Below are 17,693 nucleotides of genomic sequence, written 5' to 3' on the forward strand. Positions count from 1 at the left end.
GGCCCGTGCCGTTCCCGCGGCGCTAGGCTCGGCCCGTGGCCACCAACGGCAGAGGGCACGGCAGAGGGCACGGCGCGGGCAGAGGCGCGGACAAGGGGGCGGGCGGCATGACGGGCAAGGTGAGACGGCCGTTGCCGCCGGGCGAGCGGTTCTTCACGCCGGGCGCGACCGGCCTGCGCAGGACGGTCGAGGCGCGCAGCGCGGTCCCGATGACGTACCTGTTCACGCAGGTCCCCCGATGGGTGGCGCCCGCCGCGCTGGTGATCCTGCTGCTGGCCGGGTTCGCGGTGGCCAATCCGCTGGGCGGCGTGGCCGTCCTGCCGGTGATCGTCTTCGTCGGCTGGCTGGCGTACCTGTCGTGGCCGTCACTGGGGATCGGCGGGAAGCTGATGCGGGTCGTCGTGCTGACCTTCCTCGTGCTCCTGGCGGCGACCCGCTTCGGCGCGTTCTGAGGAGTTCCTGGGAACCGCCTTCCCAGGGCGGCGGGTCTCAGGGCGGCGGGTCTCGCGTCGCCACGGCGGCAGCGTGCAGTGCGGGAGGTCGCCCGGCAGGCGTTCGCCGTCCGCACCGACGGTGGCGGTCCGCACCAGCAGCTCGCCGCCGAGGAACGCGCCGCGCCATGACGCCCCGAGCCCGCCGAACAGCTCCTCCCGGCTGCTCACACCCGCCGCCTTCCCTCGTCATTCCAGTCGCTCCGCTCCCTGCGCTCCTCGGTCCAGACGACGGCGCTCCTCGCGGGGGATTTTGACAACCATTTTCATTTTGGCGCATACTGGCACGCATGATGTCAGGATTGTCCCGGTCGTACGCTGTCGGTTTGCTGGCCGGAGCCTCCCTCCTCACCGCCACCGCGTGCGGAGCCGGCTCGGCGGAGACCGGCTCCGTGACGGACGGCGGCAAGCCCGCCGTGGTCGCGGCCTTCTACCCCCTCCAGTGGCTCAGCCAGCAGGTGGGCGGCCCCGACGCCGCCGTGAGCGTGCTGACCGCCCCCGGCGTCGAGCCGCACGACCTGGAGCTGGGCGCCCACCAGATGGCGGAGCTGGACGAGGCCACGCTGACCGTCTACATCAAGGGTGTGCAGCCCGCCGTGGACGACGCCGTGGACCCGGAGCGCGCGTTCGACGCGGCCACCGCGGTCACCACGCTCCCCGCCGGGGACCACGGCGCGGAGGCCGGCGAGGAGAATCACGACCACGAGGTCTCCTACGACCCGCATCTCTGGCTCGACCCCTCGCGCCTGGCCACGGTCGCCGTGAAGCTCGGCGAGCGGCTGGCGTCGGCCGACCCGGCGCACGCCCAGGGCTACAAGGACCGCGCCGCCGCGACGGCCGCCTCGCTCGGCACGTTGGACAAGGAGTTCGCCCAGGGCCTGACGACCTGCCGGACCCGTACCCTGGTGACCGCCCACGAGGCGTTCGGCTACCTCTCCGACCGCTACCACCTCAAGCAGGTCGGCATCACGCTCGACCCCGACGCCGAGCCCTCCCCCGCCCGCCTGGCCGAGGTCGCCCAGCTGGCCAGGAACGAGAAGGTGACCACGATCTTCACCGAGTCGCTGGTCAGCCCCAAGGTCGCGCAGGTGCTGGCCGACGAGGTGGGCGCGAGGACCGCGGTGCTCGACCCGCTGGAGAGCAAGCCGTCCGGCGACTACCTGTCCGCGATGCGGAGCAACCTCACCACCCTGCGCACGGCACTGGGATGCGGAGCATGACCATGAGCCAGACCACGCAGACAACCCGCACCTCGGACGCCGCGGACGAGACGGCCTTCTCGATGACCGGCGGGCGGGTCACCCTCGGCCGGCGGCCCATCCTGCGCGGCGTCGACCTCACGGTCCGCCCCGGCGAGGTGGTCGCGGTCATGGGCACCAACGGCTCCGGCAAGTCGACGCTGGTGCGGGCCCTGCTCGGCCTGATCCCGCTCTCCGGCGGCCAGACCCTCCTGTACGGCCGGCAGCCCGGGCGGTTCCGCGACTGGTGGCGCATCGGCTACGTGCCCCAGCGGCTCCAGGTGGGCGGCGGCGTGCCCGCCACGGTCCGCGAGGTGGTGGCCTCGGGCCGGATCGCGCGGCAGCGCCGGCTGCGCCGTACGAGCCCCGCGGACCGGACCGCGGTGGCGGGCGCGCTGGAGGCCGTGGGCCTGTCGTCGCGGGCCGGCGACCCGGTGCAGGAGCTGTCCGGCGGCCAGCAGCAGCGGGTGCTGATCGCCCGCGCGCTGGCCGGCGAGCCGGACACGTACGTCATGGACGAGCCCACGGCCGGCGTCGACGCAGAGACGCAGCGCCTGTTGGCCGACACGCTCGCCACGCTGGCGCTCCAGGGCCGCACGATCGTGCTGGTCGCGCACGAGCTGGGCCCGCTGGAGCCGCTGATCACCCGGGGCGTCGTGGTGCGCGACGGGCTCGTCGTCCACGACGGCGCGCCGCCGCGGCCGGAGGGCGAGTGCGCCCGGCCGGGACACGAGCACGTCCATCCGCACGCGCCGGACGAGCGCGCGGCGACCGAGGTCCTCGGGCGCGGCGCGAGCGCCGGGCCGCTGACGAGCTGGCACGGTGAGGCATGATCGAGCTGCTGCAGACGGACTTCTTCCGGCTCGCGCTGATCGCGGCGCTGCTGGTGGGGCTGTGCGCGCCCGCCGTCGGCACGTTCATCGTGCAGCGGCGCCTGGCGCTGCTCGGCGACGGCATCGGGCACGTGGCGCTGACCGGCGTGGCGCTCGGGTTCCTGACCCATGCCGAGCCGGTGCTGACCGCCGTCGTCGTGTCCGTCGCGGGCGCCGTGGCGATCGAGCTGGTGCGGGCGCGCGGCCGGACGAGCGGCGACGTCGCGCTGGCGCTGCTGTTCTACGGCGGCATCGCGGGCGGCGTCATGCTCATGGGCATCGCTCCGGGCGGCAGCAACGCCAAGCTCACCTCCTACCTGTTCGGCGCCATCGCCAGCGTCACGCCCCTGGACATCTGGGTCATCGGCGCGCTGGCCGTGGCGGTGATCGCGGTGGTGGTGATCTTCGGCAGGGAGCTGTTCGTGCTGTGCCAGGACGAGGAGATGGCGCGGGCCAACGGCCTGCCGGTGCGCTTCCTCAGCCTGCTGATCGCGGTCACGGCCGCGCTCACGGTGGTCATCGCCATGCGCGTGGTGGGCCTGCTGCTCGTCAGCGCGCTGATGGTGATCCCGGTGGCCACCAGTCAGCAGCTCACCAGGGGCTTCCGCTCGACGATGGCGCTGGCCATGGTGATCGGCGTGGTGGCCGCGGTGGGCGGCCTGCTGGCCTCCTCGCTGTCCAGCCGGGTGCCGCCCGGCGCCGCGATCGTCCTTCTCGCGCTCGGCGGCTTCGTCCTGGCCCTCGGTGTCGGTAGATTCGTACGCCGGGGCCGGACCCGGGAGCCGGCCGTACAAGGGGATCCCACGCCAGCCAGGGAGGCTGCATGAGCACGAGACGCGATGCCGTGCGTGACACCCTTCGCCGGAGCGAGGGGTTCCGCAGCGCGCAGGACGTCTACGCCGAGATGCGCCAGCACGGCGCCAAGATCGGTCTGACCACGGTCTACCGCGCCCTCCAGGCGCTGGCCGACGGCGGCGACGTCGACGTGCTGCGCACCGACGACGGCGAGTCGGTCTACCGCGCGTGCGCCAGCGGCGACCATCACCACCACCTGGTCTGCCGCCGCTGCGGCCACACCGTCGAGGTCGCGGGCCCGGCCGTGGAGCGCTGGGCCGAGACGGTCGGCAGCGAGCACGGCTTCACCGAGATCACTCACACGGTCGAGGTCTTCGGCACCTGCGCGTCCTGCTCGTCCTCCGTCCGGGCCGGCTGAGCGCCGCGCGAGCCGTACAGGACGCCGAGGACGATCACCGCGCAGCCGGCGAGCTGGAGCGGTGACGGCCGCTCCCCGAGCGTGGCCGCCGACAGCGCCACGGTGGTCAGGGGCTGCACGAGCAGCAGCAGCGCCGTGAGCGCGGCCGGCTGCTTAGGCAGCGTGTACGTGATGAGCGACCAGCCGAGCACCTGGGGCCCGAGCGCGAGCACCAGCAGCCAGCCGTGCGCGGGCCAGGACGGGGTGAAGTCGGCGCCGCCGAAGACGGGGCTCAGGGCCGCGATGACGACCGCGGCCACGGCGGTGGCGTGCGCGAGCGGCCCGGCGGCCCGCTGGGAGGCGCCCTTCATCAGCAGCAGGAACCCGGCGTACGAGACCGAGGTGGCCGCGCCGGCGAGCACGCCCATCACCGGGTCGGAGCCGTAGGCGGCGCTGTCGAAGACGCCCGAGATGAGCACCACCCCGGCGAACACCACGGGGGCGGCGACCATCAGCCGCCCCGAGGGCCGCTCGCGGAAGACCGCCCAGGCGGCGAACGCGACGATGAACACCTGGAGGTTGCCGAGCACGGTGGCCAGCCCGGCGCCCACGTAGGCGATGGCGTGGTGCCAGAACAGCAGGTCCAGGGCGAACAGCAGGCCGGCGGCCCACGCGACGGCGACCTCCCTGCGCGGCAGCGGGCCGAGCCTGCGGCGTTCCAGCCAGGCCAGGACCGCCATGGGCGGGACGGCGTACGCGCACCGGAAGAACGCCGAGGTGGCGGGGGCGACGTCGGCCAGCCGGACGAGGGGGGCGGAGGTGGAGATGATCAGCGCTCCGGCGATCGCGACCAGCACGATCCGGCGATGTGACCCCACGTGATGCCCCCGATCGCGCTCACTAGAGATACGCTGCGTCCACGCTAGAATGGGCGCCAGACAGGAGTCAACATGCCGTTTGGCCATGACATGGTCTATTCGCTGGCCACGGTCGTCGAGCTGGTCAACACCTCGCCGTCGACCGGCGGCGACGACCGGCTGGCCGACCTGCCCACGCTCCAGGCGTTCGTCGAGGCACGGCAGGTCAGCGGCATCACCACGCTCACGGCGCGTGACCTCGGGCAGGTGCGGCTGGTGCGGGAGGCGTTCCACCGGGTGTTCACCGCGCCCGACCAGCCCTCCGCCGTGCGCCAGCTCAACGCGCTGCTGTCCGAGACGCGGATCACGCCCCGGCTGACCGAGCACGACGGCCACCCGCTGCACGTCCACTACTTCGCGCCCGACGCGACGCTGTCGGAGCACCTGGCCGCCGACTGCGGGGTGGCGCTGGCCCACCTGCTCGTCGAGGGCGAGTGGGAGCGGCTGCGCACCTGCTCGGCACCCGACTGCGACCGGGTCTTCGTCGACGAGTCGCGCAACCGCTCGCGCGTCTACTGCGACAGCCGCACCTGCGGCAACCGCATGCACGTCGCCGCCTACCGCGCCCGCCGCCGCGCCTGACCTGCTTACTGCCTCACTCCGTTCGGCGGCTCAGACCTGGTTCGGGACGGCTCCGCCGTAGCGCCGGTCGCGCTTGGCGTAGATCTCGCACGCCTCCCACAGGTCGCGGCGGTCGAAGTCGGGCCAGAGCCGGTCGAGGAACACCATCTCGGCGTAGGCCGACTGCCACAGCAGGAAGTTGGAGAAGCGCTGCTCCCCCGACGAGCGGACGAACAGGTCCACCGCCGGGATCTCCGGCTCGTCGAGGTAGCGGGAGAAGACCTTCTCGTCCACCTTGGACGGCTTGACCCGGCCGGCCGCGATGTCGCCGGCCAGCTTGACGGCCGCCTGCACGATCTCGGCCTGCCCGCCGTAGTTGACGCAGAACTGCAGCGTCAGCTTCCTGTTGCGCTCGGTCATCTCCTCGGCCGTCTGGAGCTCGGAGATCACGCTCTTCCACAGCCGCCCCGGCCGGCCCGCCCAGCGCACCCGAACGCCCATCGCGTGCAGCTCGTCGCGGCGGCGGCGGATCACGTCGCGGTTGAAGCCCATGAGGAAGCGCACCTCGTCGGGCGAGCGCTTCCAGTTCTCGGTGGAGAAGGCGTACGCGCTCAGGTACGGGACGCCCAGCTCCAGTGCCCCCTCGATGACGTCGAACAGCGACGCCTCCCCGGCCTTGTGGCCCTCGGTGCGGGGCAGCCCGCGCGCCTTGGCCCAGCGTCCGTTGCCGTCCATGACGATGGCCACGTGTCTCGGCACCAGGTCGCGGGGGATCGGCGGCGGCGTGGCACCGGACGGGTGCGGGGACGGCGGTCGGACGTTCACACTGGCTCCCTTTCGACGTGTCGCAGAGAGCGTATTCCGTGTTCGAGGTGCCATTGCAGGTACGCGGCGACCAGGCCGCTGCACTCGCCGCGGTGACGCTGCTCCGAGGCGTCGGCCGTCGCCCAGTCGCCGCGCAGCAGCGCCGTCATGAGCCCGATCGTCTCGCCCGCCGGCACGGCCGCGCCCGCCGGCCGGCAGGCGCCGCACACCACGCCGCCGGACACGATGGCGAACGCCCTGACCGCGGGGGCCTGGCACTTGGCGCACGCGTCGAGCGCGGGCGCGTAGCCGGCGACGGCCAGGGAGCGCAGGAAGTAGGCGTCGAGCACGAGGCGCGGCTCGTGGACGCCCTCCGCCAGCGTGCGCAGCCCGCCCACCAGCAGCAGGAACTGGCGCAGAGCCGGCTCCTTCTCGCCGTGGGTCAGCCGGTCGGCGGTCTCCAGCATCGCCGTGCCCGCGGTGTAGCGCGGGTAGTCGGCGGCCAGCGGCTCGCCGTACGGCCTGATCGTCTCGGCCTGCGTGACGACGTCGAGCGTGCGGCCCGTGTGGAGCTGCAGGTCGACGTGCGTGAACGGCTCCAGCCGGGCGCCGAAGCGCGAGGTGGTGCGCCGCACGCCCTTGGCGACGGCGCGCACCTTGCCCGTGCGCTTGGCCAGGATGGTGACGATGCGGTCGGCCTCGCCGAGCTTCTGCGTACGCAGAACCACGCCTTCGTCACGGTAGAGGGTCACTCGCCCATCTTATGGCCGCACGCTCTATCTGTTACGGGACCGCGTCGATGACGCGACTCTGCGCGACTCTCATTAGACTCAGACGCCTGTCCCCCGCACTACCTGAAGTTCATCCCCCCGCAACTTGCCTCGAAAGGGAGTCATGACCCGCGTGGTCCTGCTGGGCTCTTCGCCCGGCCCCGACACCGCTCCTACCGGCCTGAGGCTCGCGGCCCTGCCCGGCGCCCCGACCGTGGCAGAGCGACTGCGCAGCCAGATCCTGTCCCTGGATCCGCGGCCGGCGACCATCGAGTCCGGCGACGTCGCCGCCGCCCTGCGCGCGCTGGCCGACGTCGCGGAGTCCGCGACGGAGAGCCTCCTCATCCTCCCCGCCGACTCGGTGATCCATGACGAGCTCATCTACCAGATCACCAAGACCAAGCGCGGCGCGCTGGCCCTCATCGCCAAGGAGCCCAGGCCGGAGACGACCGACGAGGCGGCGGAGGAGACCGTCCCGATCGACGAGGCGGAGCCGAAGATCAGCCTGCGCCGCTTCGAGGGGCTGCCCGTGCGCTCCCGCGTCGGCAAGTCGAGGGTGGTCTCCGTCGGCACCGCCCACCACGCGGTGACCCGGCCCAACACGGTGATGCTCGGCCCGCTGCACGTGAGCACCCGCAACGCGCCCGTCCTGGCCGAGGCGTGCCGCGAGATGGCCGACATGGCCCACCTGTTCGGCGAGGACGACGACCTGGTGCAGCTCCTGGTCTTCGGCCTGGTGCGCAAGGGCGTGTCGGTCGGCGTCCGCGGCCGGCGCGACCTGTTCTACCGCCGCGTGACCACCCAGGAGGAGGCGGCCGCGGCCGTCGCCGACATGTCCGGCTTCGACGAGGACCGGGCCCGGCTGAACAACGCGGTCAAGGGCGCCGACGGCTTCTTCACCACATACTTCGTCTCCACCTACTCCCGCTTCATCGCCCGCTGGGCGGCCCGGCGCGGGCTGACGCCCAACCAGGTGACGCTCATCTCCATCACGCTGGGCGTGCTCGCGGCGGCCTGCTTCGCCACCGGCGACCGGCCGTGGATGGTGCTGGGCGGCGTGCTCATCTACTTCGCGTTCGTCTTCGACTGCGTCGACGGGCAGGTCGCCCGCTACGCCCGCAAGTTCGGCGTGCTCGGCGCGTGGCTCGACGCGACGTTCGACCGGTTCAAGGAGTACGTCGTCTTCGCCGGCCTGGCGATCGGCTGGGTCGTGTCGGGCAACGGCGAGGAGATCTGGATCCTCGCCCTGGCCGCGCTCGGCCTGCAGTCGGTGCGCCACCTGCTCGACTTCTCCTACGGCGTCGCCAACCGCCGCAAGCCGCCGGCCCAGCTGCCCACCCTGCCGCTGACCGCCCCCGACGACCGCGCCCTGCGCAAGGCGCTGGAGCGCCGCCGGGCCGAGCGCAGCCAGGGCATCCGGGGCGTGCTGAAGATGTGGTCCAAGGCCGGGCGGTACCGCGCCGTCCACTGGGCGCGTAAGATGATCGTCTTCCCCATCGGTGAGCGGTTCGCGGCCATCGCGATCACCGCCGCCCTCTTCGACGCCCGCATCACCTTCCTCACGCTGGTGATCTGGGGCACCGTCGCCGCCGTCTACACCCTCACCGGACGCCTCATGAGGTCGCTCGCATGATCACCTATCCGCAGGCCGCCGCCACCCCCACGCCGGACCCCGACGAGGAACGCCGCCGCATCCAGACCGCCCGCCTGCTCGCCTACCGCGACGACGGGCCCCTCGTCCACGCCCTGTCCGGTCGTCTCGGCAAGGGCCTGCCCCCGGTCCCCGCCACGCTGGCGGCGCTGGTGGCGGTCGCCGTCATCGCCGCGACCGGCCTGCTGAAGTCCGGGCCGATCCTGCTGCTGCCCGTGCTGGTCGTCGTGGTGCTCGTGCTGCCGACCGCGCCGCGCGACCACCTGGGCCGCCTCGACTGGCTCACGCCGCCGCTGCTGCGCGGCGCCGAGTTCCTCACCATCATCGCGGTGGGCCTGGCGGCCGACGCGCCCAAGTGGCTGCTGTTCGTGCTCGTGTACGTGGTCGGCTACCACACCTACGACACCGTCTACCGCACGCGGCAGAGCATCTGGCCGCCCGCCTGGGTGTTCTACGCGGGCCTCGGCTGGGAGGTCCGGCTGCTGCTCATCGGCGTCGGCGCGGCGCTCGGCTGGGCGCCGCTGGTGCTGGCCCTCCTGACGGCCTACCTGTTCGTGCTGTTCGCGGTGGAGAGCGTGACGAGCTGGGTGCGCCTGGACAAGGCGTCCGCGCAGGCGGGCGCCGAGGCCGAGCAGGACCTGGAGGCGTCGCCCGAGGACGCCCTGGAGGCGGCCACCGGCGAGGCCGAGAAGGCCTAGCCCCGATCCACTCCCGGCGAGCCGGGGCGCGTGCGGAAGCCGCGCCCCGGCTCGTTCGCGTTCCGAGGCTCACCACCAGAACGAGAGCGTTCTCTCCGCTGTGACAGGGCGTTGACAGCAGGGTGACGGCGTGTTTACGCGTAAGAGAGCGCTCTCTCAGTTCGGTCCTCGCTCCGCGCCCCCGCATCCCCAGGAGCAGCCATGACATCGCGCCTCCCCTCCGACCGGCGCCACCGGCGCCGCCTGGCCGCCGTCTCCGCGGCCCTCGTCACCCTCGCCGGCCTGCTCGTCCACGCCGCCGTCGCCTCCGCCGCCGTCCCGCCCACGCCCTCCGGCTGGTCGCTCGTCTGGTCGGACGACTTCAACGGCACCGCCGGGACGGGCCCGTCCTCCTCCGACTGGATCGTCGACACCGGCCACGCCTACCCGGGCGGCCCCGGCAACTGGGGCACCGGCGAGATCCAGAACTACACCGGCAACGCGGCCAACCTCAGCCTCGACGGCTCGGGCAACCTGCGCATCACCCCGCAGCGCAGTTCCTCCGGCGAGTGGACCTCCGCCCGCATCGAGACCAGGCGCGCCGACTTCAAGCCCGCCGACGGCCGCGTGCTGCGCATCGAGGGCCGCATCCAGATGCCGAACGTCACCGGCGACGCCGCCCTCGGCTACTGGCCGGCGTTCTGGGCGCTCGGCTCGCCGTACCGGGGGAACTACTGGAACTGGCCGGGCACGGGCGAATTCGACATCATGGAGAACGTCAACGGCGTCAACTCCGTCTGGGGCGTCCTGCACTGCGGCGTCAATCCCGGCGGGCCGTGCAACGAGACGACGGGCCTCGGCGCGAGCCGGGCCTGCCCCGGCTCCACCTGCCAGTCGGCCTTCCACACCTACCGCTTCGAGTGGGACCGCTCCGCCGGCTCCGACCAGCTCCGCTGGTACGTGGACGGGCAGCAGTTCCACAGCGTGAGCCAGGGCCAGATCGACGCCGGCACCTGGAGCTCGATGACCGGGCACGCCGGCTACTTCCTGCTGCTCAATGTGGCCATGGGCGGCGCCTTCCCCGACGCGCTGGCCGGTCCGACGCCGACCGCCGCCACCGTGCCCGGACGGTCCATGCTGGTCGACTACGTGGCCGTGTGGCAGAGCGGCGGATCCGGCCCCACGCCGACGGTCACGCCGACCGTGCCGCCCGGCGGCGTGGACGCCCGCTCCACGATCCAGGCCGAGCGCTACCAGGCCCAGTCGGGCACCATGGTCGAGGCCGCGACCGACGCCGGCGGCGGCCAGAACGTCGGCGGCGTCTCCAACGGCGACTGGCTGCGCTTCGACGGCGTCGACTTCGGCTCCGAGGCGGCCCGGCAGGTCAGGGTGCGCGTCGCCTCGGGGGCGGCCGCGGGGGTGAGCGGGCTGGTCCAGGTACGCCTGGACAGCCTGACGGCGGCTCCGGTGGGCGACTTCGCGGTGGCCTCCACCGGCGGCTGGCAGAGCTGGCGGACGGTCCCGGCCAACATCTCGCCGGTGGGGGGCAGGCACACGGTCTACCTGACCTTCACCAGCGGCCAGCCGGCCGACTTCGTCAACCTCAACTGGCTCACGTTCTCGACCTCCTGACGTTCGGGAGGAGGCCGGACCCGTCAGGTCGAGTCGCGCACGACCAGGCGGGCCGGCAGCACCACCGGCCCCGCGTGCCGCCCGTCCAGGCGTGACAGCATGAGCCGTGCCAGCGCCAGCGCCTGGTCCCTGGCCGGCGCGCGGACCGTGGTCAGGGCCGGAGTCGTGCACGAGGCGGCGTCGATGTCGCCGAAGCCCACGATCGCCAGGTCGTCCGGCACCCGCCGGCCCGCCTCCCGGGCCGCCCGCAGCGCGCCGATCGCCAGGTCGTCGGAGGTGGCGAAGACGGCGTCCAGCTCCGGGTGGTCGGCCAGGAGCCGCCGGGCCGACTCCGCGCCGGACTCGCGGTCGAGCCCGGCCAGGGCGAGCAGGGGCCGCAGCCCCGCCTCGTGCAGCGCGTCGCGGTGCCCGGCCAGCCGGTCCTGCACGGCCACGAGGTCCGTCGGCCCGCAGATCATGCCGATGCGGCGGCGGCCCCGCTCCAGCAGGTGGGCGGTGGCCGCGCCGGCGCCGCCCGCGTTGTCCACGTCCACGTGCGGGACGAGCGAGGCGACGGCGGGCCTGCCGAGCAGCACGACGGGCACGCCGGTGCGGGCCAGTTGCTCGGCCAGCGGGCCGTGGTCGTCCGGCGGCAGCAGCACGACCCCGTCGGCCTGCCGCGCCTCCACGTGCTGGAGCACGCGGCGCCGGCTCTCGGCCGTGTCGGCCAGCATGAGCGTGATCTGCTTGCCGGCCCCTTCGAGCATGCTCGTGACGTACCTGACGATCGCGGCGATGAGCGCGTCGCCGCCCTGCCGCGGCTCGGACAGGACCAGCGCCACCGCGTCGGTCTTTCGGGTGACGAGGCTGCGCGCGGCGGCGTTGGGGACGTACCCGAGCTCGCGGACGGCGCGCAGCACCGCGTCGCGCGCCTCGGCGCTGACCGACGCCTCGCCGTTGACGACCCGCGAGACCGTGGCGCGGGAGACGCCGGCGCGGGCGGCGACGGTCTCCAGCGTGGGTCGCCGCGGCCGGCCGTCCGGCAGGCCGTTGCGGGTGATGACGTCGCGGTACCACAGGGCGCTGTCCTTCAGCCGCCGCCGCTGGGTCTCCAGGTCGACGTGGACCAGGCCGAACTTGCGCCGGTAGCCGTCGGCCCACTCGACGCAGTCGAGCAGCGACCACACGAGGTAGCCGCTCACCCTGGCCCCCTCGTCCAGGGAGACGCGCAGGGCGCGCAGGTGCTCCTCGATGAAGCTCGTCCGCTCGATGTCGTGGATGCCCTCCGGGGTCAGCACGTCGACGAAGTCGGCGCCGTTCTCGGTGATCATCAGCTCGGTCCCGGGGTACTCCCGCGAGAGGCGGCGCAGCAGCAGCGTCAGCCCGCTCGGCACGATGGGCCAGCCCATGGCGGTCACGGCGGTGGGCACGCTGCAGAACAGGACGCCCTCGCTGCCCGGGAAGTTGGGATCGCCGGCCGCGCCGGGCTGGGCCTGCACGGCGGTCGGGGTGTAGTAGTTGACGCCCAGCAGGTCGATCGGCCGGCCGATCAGGTCGAGGTCGCCGTCGCGGATGTGCCCGAGGCCGGCGGTCCGCTCGACGACCGGCAGCAGGTCGGCGGGGTAGCTCCCGCGCAGCACGGGGTCCAGGAACTGCCGGTTGTGCAGCGCGTCGATCCGCTTCACCGCCTCTGCGTCCTCCTCGGACGGCTGCGACGACAGGTCGCCGAGCTGGCCGGGAGTGAGCACGGGCGAGAGGTTGAGCACGATGCCGACCCGCTCCGCGCCCGCCGAGCGCAGCGCCTCCAGGGCCAGCCCGTGGGCGAGCAGCATGTGGTGCGCGCCGACGAACGCCTCGGCGGCCGAGCGCCTGCCGGGCGCGTGGACGCCGGAGCCGTAGCCGAGGAACGCCGCCACCCACGGCTCGTTGAGCGTGAACCAGGTGCCGACCCGGTCGCCGAGGCGGTCGTGGACGGCCCGCGTGTAGTCGGCGAAGCGGTGGGCGGTGTCGCGGGAGGTCCAGCCGCCCTCGTCCTCCAGGGCCTGCGGCAGGTCCCAGTGGTAGAGGGTGGCGTACGGCGCGATGCCCGCGGCCAGCAGCTCGTCCACCAGCCGGTCGTAGAAGTCCAGGCCGGGTCCGTTGAGGCGGCCCTTGCCGACGGGCATGACCCGCGGCCAGCTCACCGAGAACCGGTAGGCGGCCATGCCGAGGTCCTTCATGAGCCGTACGTCGTCGGCGTAGCGCCGGTAGTGGTCGCAGGCCGGATCGCCGTTGCGCCCGCCGGGGAAGACGTCCCAGATCGACGGGCCGCGCCCGTCCTCGCCGGTCGCCCCCTCGATCTGGTAGGCGGACGTGGACACTCCCCACACGAACCCTTCGGGGAAGCGCGCTGTGCTCATCGATGGACAACCCTCCGGCGACGTACGGGCGCCGCCGCGTGGCGGCGCGCGGCGCCTAGTCTGCCGCATGTCCCGTCATGCCGTGCGGCGCGCCGGGAACGGTCACGTCGCGCCGCGGCGGGGCGAGGCGGTATACAGGGCGCGTGGAACTGGACCGGCTGGATCGTGCCATCGTCGCGGCCCTCGTGGAGGACGCCCGCCAGACCTACGCGGAGATCGGGCACCTCGTCGGGCTGAGCGCGTCGGCCGTCAAGCGCCGGGTGGACCGGCTGCGGGAGACCGGCGTGATCACCGGGTTCAGCGCCAGGGTGGCGCCGCGGGCGCTCGGCTGGACCACCGAGGCGTACGTCGAGCTGTTCTGCCAGGGCAAGACCAAGCCGTCCGACATCGCGCTCGCGGTCGCGAAGTTCCCCGAGGTGGTCGCGGCGGCGACGATCACCGGAGAGGCCGACGCGCTGCTGCACATCCGCGCCACGGACGTGCGTCATGTGGAGCGGGTGATCGAGCGCATCGCGGCGGAGGCGTTCGTGGTGCGGACCAAGAGCTCGATCGTGCTGTCGCGGCTGGTGGACGTGCCTCCGGGGGCCGCGCTGCCCGACGTCCCGGGGGGTGCGGCGGTGCTCCCGACGCCCCCTGAAGCGGCCGTCCGATAGGCCGCGCAACGGATCGCCCGCCCTCGGCCCATACTCGCAACAGAACCGCGCGAACACGCCATTCACATTGCTTGGCCTGCATAAACATACATTCTTAGAGTGTCTTCGTCCCCCTCACGCGGAGTTCCGCAGTCTTGCCCGACCTCTACGGAGACCTGCATGCCCAAGCACTTCCTCATGTGCCGCCCCGAGCACTTCACGGTGGAGTACGCCATCAACCCGTGGATGCATCCCGAGGCCGGCGCCGACCGCGACGTCGCGATCCGGCAGTGGGAGGGACTCAAGTCCGTGTACGAGAGCCTCGGGCACCAGGTCAGCCTCATCGACCCGGTCGAGGGCCTGCCGGACATGGTGTTCGCGGCCAACGGCGCCCTCGTCGTGGACGGCCGGGCGTACGGCGCGCGCTTCGCCTTCCCCCAGCGCGGCCCGGAGGGACCGGCGTACCTGCGCTGGTTCGCCGAGCGCGGGTATCCTGTGCTTGAGCCGGAGCACGTCAACGAGGGTGAGGGCGACTTCCTGACCCTGGACGAGGTCGTGCTGGCGGGCACCGGCTTCCGTACGAACGTCGCCGCGCACCTGGAGGCGCAGGAGTTCCTGGGCCGCCCGGTGGTGTCGCTCACGCTGGTGGACCCCCGCTTCTACCACCTCGACACGGCGCTGTTCCCGCTCGACGGCCGCAACGTCTGCTACTACCCCGACGCCTTCTCCGAGGGCAGCAGGCGGGTGCTGGCCCGGCTGTTCCCGGACGCGGTGCTCGCGAACGCGGCCGACGCCGAGGTGCTCGGGCTCAACGCGGTCAGCGACGGCACCCACGTGGTGATCAACTACGAGGCTTCCGACCTTCAGCTGGAGCTGAAGCGGCGGGGATACGAGCCGATCCCCGTCGACCTGTCGGAGCTGCGCAAGGCGGGCGGGGGCCCGAAGTGCTGCACACTGGAGATCAGGGGGAACGACTGAGATGACGACCAGCTCGGAACTGATCGGCGTGATCGAGCGCCGGAGCGCCCACAACTACCACCCGCTGCCCGTGGTGATCCGCGAGGCCCACGGGGCCTGGGTCACCGACGTCGACGGCAGGCGCTACCTCGACTGCCTGTCCGGCTACTCGTCGCTCAACTTCGGCCATGGCAACGAGAAGATCGTCGAGGCGGCGCAGCGGCAGCTCGCGCGCCTCACGCTGACCAGCCGGGCGTTCTACCACGACCAGTTCGCGGAGTTCTGCGCCGGGCTCGGCGACCTCACCGGCAAGGACATGATCCTGCCGATGAACACCGGCGCCGAGGCCGTCGAGACCGCGATCAAGGTGGCCCGCAAGTGGGGTTACGAGGTCAAGGGCGTGCGGCCGGAGCAGGCCACCATCATCGTGATGGAGGACAACTTCCACGGCCGCACCACCACGATCGTCAGCTTCTCCACCGATCCGGACGCGCGCGACGGCTTCGGCCCGTACACGCCCGGCTTCAAGATCGTCAAGTACGGCTCGGTCGAGGCCGTCCGTGAGGCGATCGACGCCGACACGGTCGCCGTGCTGGTCGAGCCGATCCAGGGCGAGGCCGGGGTGCTGGTGCCGCCGGACGGCTACCTGACGCAGCTGCGCGAGCTGTGCACGGACGAGAACGTCCTGATGATCGCCGACGAGATCCAGTCGGGGCTCGGGCGCACCGGCCGGACGTTCGCCTGCGACCACGAGGGCGTCGTGCCGGACATGTACGTGCTGGGCAAGGCGCTCGGCGGCGGCGTCGTCCCGGTGTCGGCCATCGCCGCGAACGAGGACGTGCTCGGCGTCATCAAGCCGGGTCAGCACGGATCCACGTTCGGCGGCAACCCGCTGGCCTGCGCCGTGGGCAGCGCCGTGATCGAGATCCTGCGTACCGGGGAGTTCCAGGACCGGGCCGCCCGGCTCGGCGAGGTGCTGCACGCGCGGCTGCGCGAGCTCGTCGGCGACGGCGTGGTGACCGTACGCGGACGCGGCCTGTGGGCGGGCGTCGACATCGACCCGTCGCTGGCGACCGGCCGGCAGGTGTCGGAGGCGTTGATGGCGCGCGGCGTGCTGGCCAAGGACACGCACGGCTCGACGATCCGGCTCGCGCCGCCGATCGTCATCTCGGAGGAGGACCTCCTCTGGGCGGTCGACCAGCTCGCCGACGCCATCTCCTCCTTCCGCTGAGCACTCCTACCGCTGAGCGCTTCTACCGCTCAACGCATCAGGACCGGACGTGCGGCGCCGCCGCGAACCCTCGCCTGCGGCGGGGCCGCACGTCCACGCCTGATCACCTCAGCTCCACTGAGGCGATCTCCTTGATCGTGTTGCCGGAGGACTCGTACCAGGTGGCCCGGTCGGGGAAGGCGAGGGTGGCCAGCGCGTTCTGGAACCACGGCCCCTCGGTCACCCGCCAGCGGAACGGCGGGCGCGGGATGCGCGCCGAGCGGGCGAGCAGCCCGCCGACCAGCGTCGCGATGCCGAACTGGGTGAACACGTTGGCCCAGCGCAGCAGCGGGCTGAGCGGGTTGCGGATCGGCGAGCAGACGACCTGGTGGATGTCGCCGGCGCTCGCCTTGGCCACGTAGGAGTAGTGGACGTCGCCCGACAGGATGAGCACCGGCTTGCCCACGCGGACCAGCAGCCGGGCCAGGTCGTCGAACGAGCGGCGGAACGCGGCCCAGTGCTCCAGGTCCACGGCCTGCCGGAACTTCTCCGACAGCTTCCGCACCCACCTGCCCCACGCGCCGTCGCACAGGGCCTCGTTCCAGTTCTGCACCGAGTGGACGCCCTCGGGCAGCAGGAACGGGATCGACGAGCCGAGGACCAGCCGCTGGGCGGGCTTGGAGACCTCCTCGACCAGCCACTGCCACTCCCCCGGATCGAGCATCCTGCGGTCGCCGGGGGTGAGCTGACGGGCGCACCTGGTGTCGATCATGATGAGGCGGGTGTGGCCGAGGTCGCGGGCGTAGCTCCAGCGGGTGCCGGCCGGGTCGGCGTCCGCCTTCTCGGCGAAGTCGTCGAGCAGGCCACCCCCGTCCGTTCCGCTCTCGCGCAGGGAGCGCAGCAGCGGATCGGCCTCGCGCTCGGCCGGCGACAGGTTGCCGAGGTGCTGGTAGATCCAGTACGCGCCGAGCCCGGAGATCACCCGGCGCCGCCACCAGCTCGTCGCGGCCATCTGCTCGCGCCAGGGCTGCGAGGTGTTCCAGTCGTCGCGCAGGTCGTGGTCGTCGAAGATCATCGCGGTCGGCACCGTCGAGAACAGCCAGGCGATCTCGGGGTCGGTCCACGCGCGGCGGTAGAGCTCGGCGTACTCCTCGAAGTCGGCGATCTCGTTCTGCGGCTCGGCGTCCCTGCGGGCGTGGATGAACTCCAGCATCCCGGGCGACGGGCTGTCGGCGTAGACCTGGTCGCCGATCAGCAGCAGGAGGTCGGGCCACTCCTCGTCGCCCGCCTCCATGAGCCGGCCGCCGTAGGCGCGCAGCACGTCCTCGCCGTGGGTCAGCACGTGGGCGGTGTCGTGCGGCACGCTCGTCCGGCAGGAGCCGAACGTCATCCGGCGCGGCCCCTCGGGCGGCAGCAGCCGGATGCGGCTCGGCGGCCGGTCCTCCAGGGGCCACACCCGCTCGCCGTCCAGCTCCACCGCGTACCCGTCGACGTCCGCGGCTAAGCCGGTCAGGTCCACGATCGCGTAATGGTGCCCGTGCACCGTGAACGTCCGCGACTCGTACGAGCGGCCGGCCGCGATCACGGCGACCGTGCACGGCTTCCCGGTCTCCACCCAGATGGAGGCGCTCGTCGAATCGACGTAGCGCAGCATCGGCCCGATCACCAGTGCGGGCATCGCAACCCCTCGATTCGACAGTTCGGCACACTC

At 72.7% G+C, this 17,693-nt stretch carries 17 protein-coding genes and 1 pseudogene; 12 read left to right on the forward strand and 6 right to left on the reverse strand.

Annotation, left to right across the window (positions count from 1 at the left end; translation table 11 throughout):
- Positions 1-35: 35 nt before the first annotated feature.
- On the forward strand, positions 36-452 hold the full coding sequence (locus AB0H64_RS29865) for a DUF6703 family protein (RefSeq protein WP_357631175.1): 417 nt from the start codon (positions 36-38) through the stop codon (positions 450-452).
- A gap of 63 nt (positions 453-515) precedes the next feature.
- Here the strand turns inward: AB0H64_RS29865 and AB0H64_RS29870 are convergent.
- A pseudogene (locus tag AB0H64_RS29870) lies at positions 516-653 on the reverse strand (aldehyde dehydrogenase); the annotation flags it as partial.
- 164 nt (positions 654-817) lie between these two features.
- Between AB0H64_RS29870 and AB0H64_RS29875 the strand changes: the two are divergent.
- The 4 genes from AB0H64_RS29875 (at position 818) to AB0H64_RS29890 (ending at position 3,814) form a co-directional block, all read left to right on the forward strand.
- A complete protein-coding gene (locus AB0H64_RS29875; RefSeq protein ID WP_357631178.1) occupies positions 818-1,711 on the forward strand; it encodes a metal ABC transporter substrate-binding protein in 894 nt (297 codons plus the stop codon).
- A 62-nt stretch (positions 1,712-1,773) separates the two neighbouring features.
- Positions 1,774-2,562: a metal ABC transporter ATP-binding protein gene (locus AB0H64_RS29880; RefSeq protein WP_357631399.1), complete on the forward strand. Its 789-nt coding sequence runs from the start codon at positions 1,774-1,776 to the stop codon at positions 2,560-2,562.
- The gene (locus AB0H64_RS29885; RefSeq protein WP_357631181.1) at positions 2,559-3,428 is read left to right on the forward strand and encodes a metal ABC transporter permease; all 870 of its coding nucleotides are present in this window, start codon (positions 2,559-2,561) and stop codon (positions 3,426-3,428) included. The genes AB0H64_RS29880 and AB0H64_RS29885 overlap by 4 nt, the downstream gene beginning before the upstream one ends.
- On the forward strand, positions 3,425-3,814 hold the full coding sequence (locus tag AB0H64_RS29890; RefSeq protein WP_310710335.1) for a transcriptional repressor: 390 nt from the start codon (positions 3,425-3,427) through the stop codon (positions 3,812-3,814). The genes AB0H64_RS29885 and AB0H64_RS29890 overlap by 4 nt, the downstream gene beginning before the upstream one ends.
- On the opposite strand, the gene AB0H64_RS29895 is transcribed toward AB0H64_RS29890, so the two are convergent.
- Entirely contained in the window at positions 3,754-4,650 is an 897-nt protein-coding gene (locus AB0H64_RS29895; protein WP_357631184.1) for a DMT family transporter, read from the reverse strand. The genes AB0H64_RS29890 and AB0H64_RS29895 overlap by 61 nt on opposite strands.
- A gap of 93 nt (positions 4,651-4,743) precedes the next feature.
- On the opposite strand from AB0H64_RS29895, the gene AB0H64_RS29900 reads away from it, so the two are divergent.
- Positions 4,744-5,292: a CGNR zinc finger domain-containing protein gene (locus AB0H64_RS29900; RefSeq protein WP_357631187.1), complete on the forward strand. Its 549-nt coding sequence runs from the start codon at positions 4,744-4,746 to the stop codon at positions 5,290-5,292.
- Positions 5,293-5,322: 30 nt separating this feature from the next.
- Here the strand turns inward: AB0H64_RS29900 and AB0H64_RS29905 are convergent, their stop codons facing one another.
- A complete protein-coding gene (locus AB0H64_RS29905; RefSeq protein ID WP_357631190.1) occupies positions 5,323-6,096 on the reverse strand; it encodes an isoprenyl transferase in 774 nt (257 codons plus the stop codon).
- Positions 6,093-6,827, reverse strand: a complete 735-nt coding sequence (recO, locus tag AB0H64_RS29910) for a DNA repair protein RecO (RefSeq protein WP_357631193.1) — start codon at positions 6,825-6,827, stop codon at positions 6,093-6,095. Before recO ends, AB0H64_RS29905 begins: the two co-directional genes overlap by 4 nt.
- 142 nt (positions 6,828-6,969) lie before the next feature.
- Between recO and AB0H64_RS29915 the strand changes: the two genes are divergently transcribed.
- The 3 genes from AB0H64_RS29915 (at position 6,970) to AB0H64_RS29925 (ending at position 10,805) form a co-directional block, all read left to right on the forward strand.
- Complete coding sequence (locus AB0H64_RS29915) at positions 6,970-8,478, forward strand: CDP-alcohol phosphatidyltransferase family protein (RefSeq protein ID WP_357631195.1); 1,509 nt, start codon at positions 6,970-6,972, stop codon at positions 8,476-8,478.
- Complete coding sequence (locus tag AB0H64_RS29920) at positions 8,475-9,194, forward strand: DUF5941 domain-containing protein (RefSeq protein WP_357631198.1); 720 nt, start codon at positions 8,475-8,477, stop codon at positions 9,192-9,194. Before AB0H64_RS29915 ends, AB0H64_RS29920 begins: the two co-directional genes overlap by 4 nt.
- A 201-nt stretch (positions 9,195-9,395) precedes the next feature.
- Positions 9,396-10,805: a glycoside hydrolase family 16 protein gene (locus AB0H64_RS29925; RefSeq protein ID WP_357631201.1), complete on the forward strand. Its 1,410-nt coding sequence runs from the start codon at positions 9,396-9,398 to the stop codon at positions 10,803-10,805.
- A 23-nt stretch (positions 10,806-10,828) separates the two neighbouring features.
- Here AB0H64_RS29925 and AB0H64_RS29930 read toward each other — a convergent pair whose 3' ends face one another.
- On the reverse strand, positions 10,829-13,183 hold the full coding sequence (locus AB0H64_RS29930; RefSeq protein WP_357631203.1) for a GH1 family beta-glucosidase: 2,355 nt from the start codon (positions 13,181-13,183) through the stop codon (positions 10,829-10,831).
- 143 nt (positions 13,184-13,326) lie between these two features.
- On the opposite strand from AB0H64_RS29930, the gene AB0H64_RS29935 reads away from it, so the two are divergent.
- From AB0H64_RS29935 to rocD, 3 genes are all read left to right on the forward strand, one after another.
- On the forward strand, positions 13,327-13,836 hold the full coding sequence (locus AB0H64_RS29935) for an Lrp/AsnC family transcriptional regulator (protein ID WP_357631205.1): 510 nt from the start codon (positions 13,327-13,329) through the stop codon (positions 13,834-13,836).
- Between the two features lie 159 nt (positions 13,837-13,995).
- Entirely contained in the window at positions 13,996-14,793 is a 798-nt protein-coding gene (gene ddaH / locus AB0H64_RS29940; RefSeq protein WP_357631208.1) for a dimethylargininase, read from the forward strand.
- Position 14,794: 1 nt separating this feature from the next.
- The gene (gene rocD, locus AB0H64_RS29945; protein ID WP_357631211.1) at positions 14,795-16,003 is read left to right on the forward strand and encodes an ornithine--oxo-acid transaminase; all 1,209 of its coding nucleotides are present in this window, start codon (positions 14,795-14,797) and stop codon (positions 16,001-16,003) included.
- A 103-nt stretch (positions 16,004-16,106) separates the two neighbouring features.
- Here the strand turns inward: rocD and AB0H64_RS29950 are convergent, their stop codons facing one another.
- Positions 16,107-17,660 carry an alkaline phosphatase D family protein gene (locus AB0H64_RS29950; protein WP_357631214.1) on the reverse strand — a complete coding sequence of 518 codons (1,554 nt, stop codon included), beginning with the start codon at positions 17,658-17,660 and terminating at the stop codon, positions 16,107-16,109.
- Positions 17,661-17,693: the final 33 nt, after the last annotated feature.

The organism is Nonomuraea sp. NPDC050733 (assembly GCF_040654215.1).
GTDB lineage: Bacteria > Actinomycetota > Actinomycetes > Streptosporangiales > Streptosporangiaceae > Nonomuraea.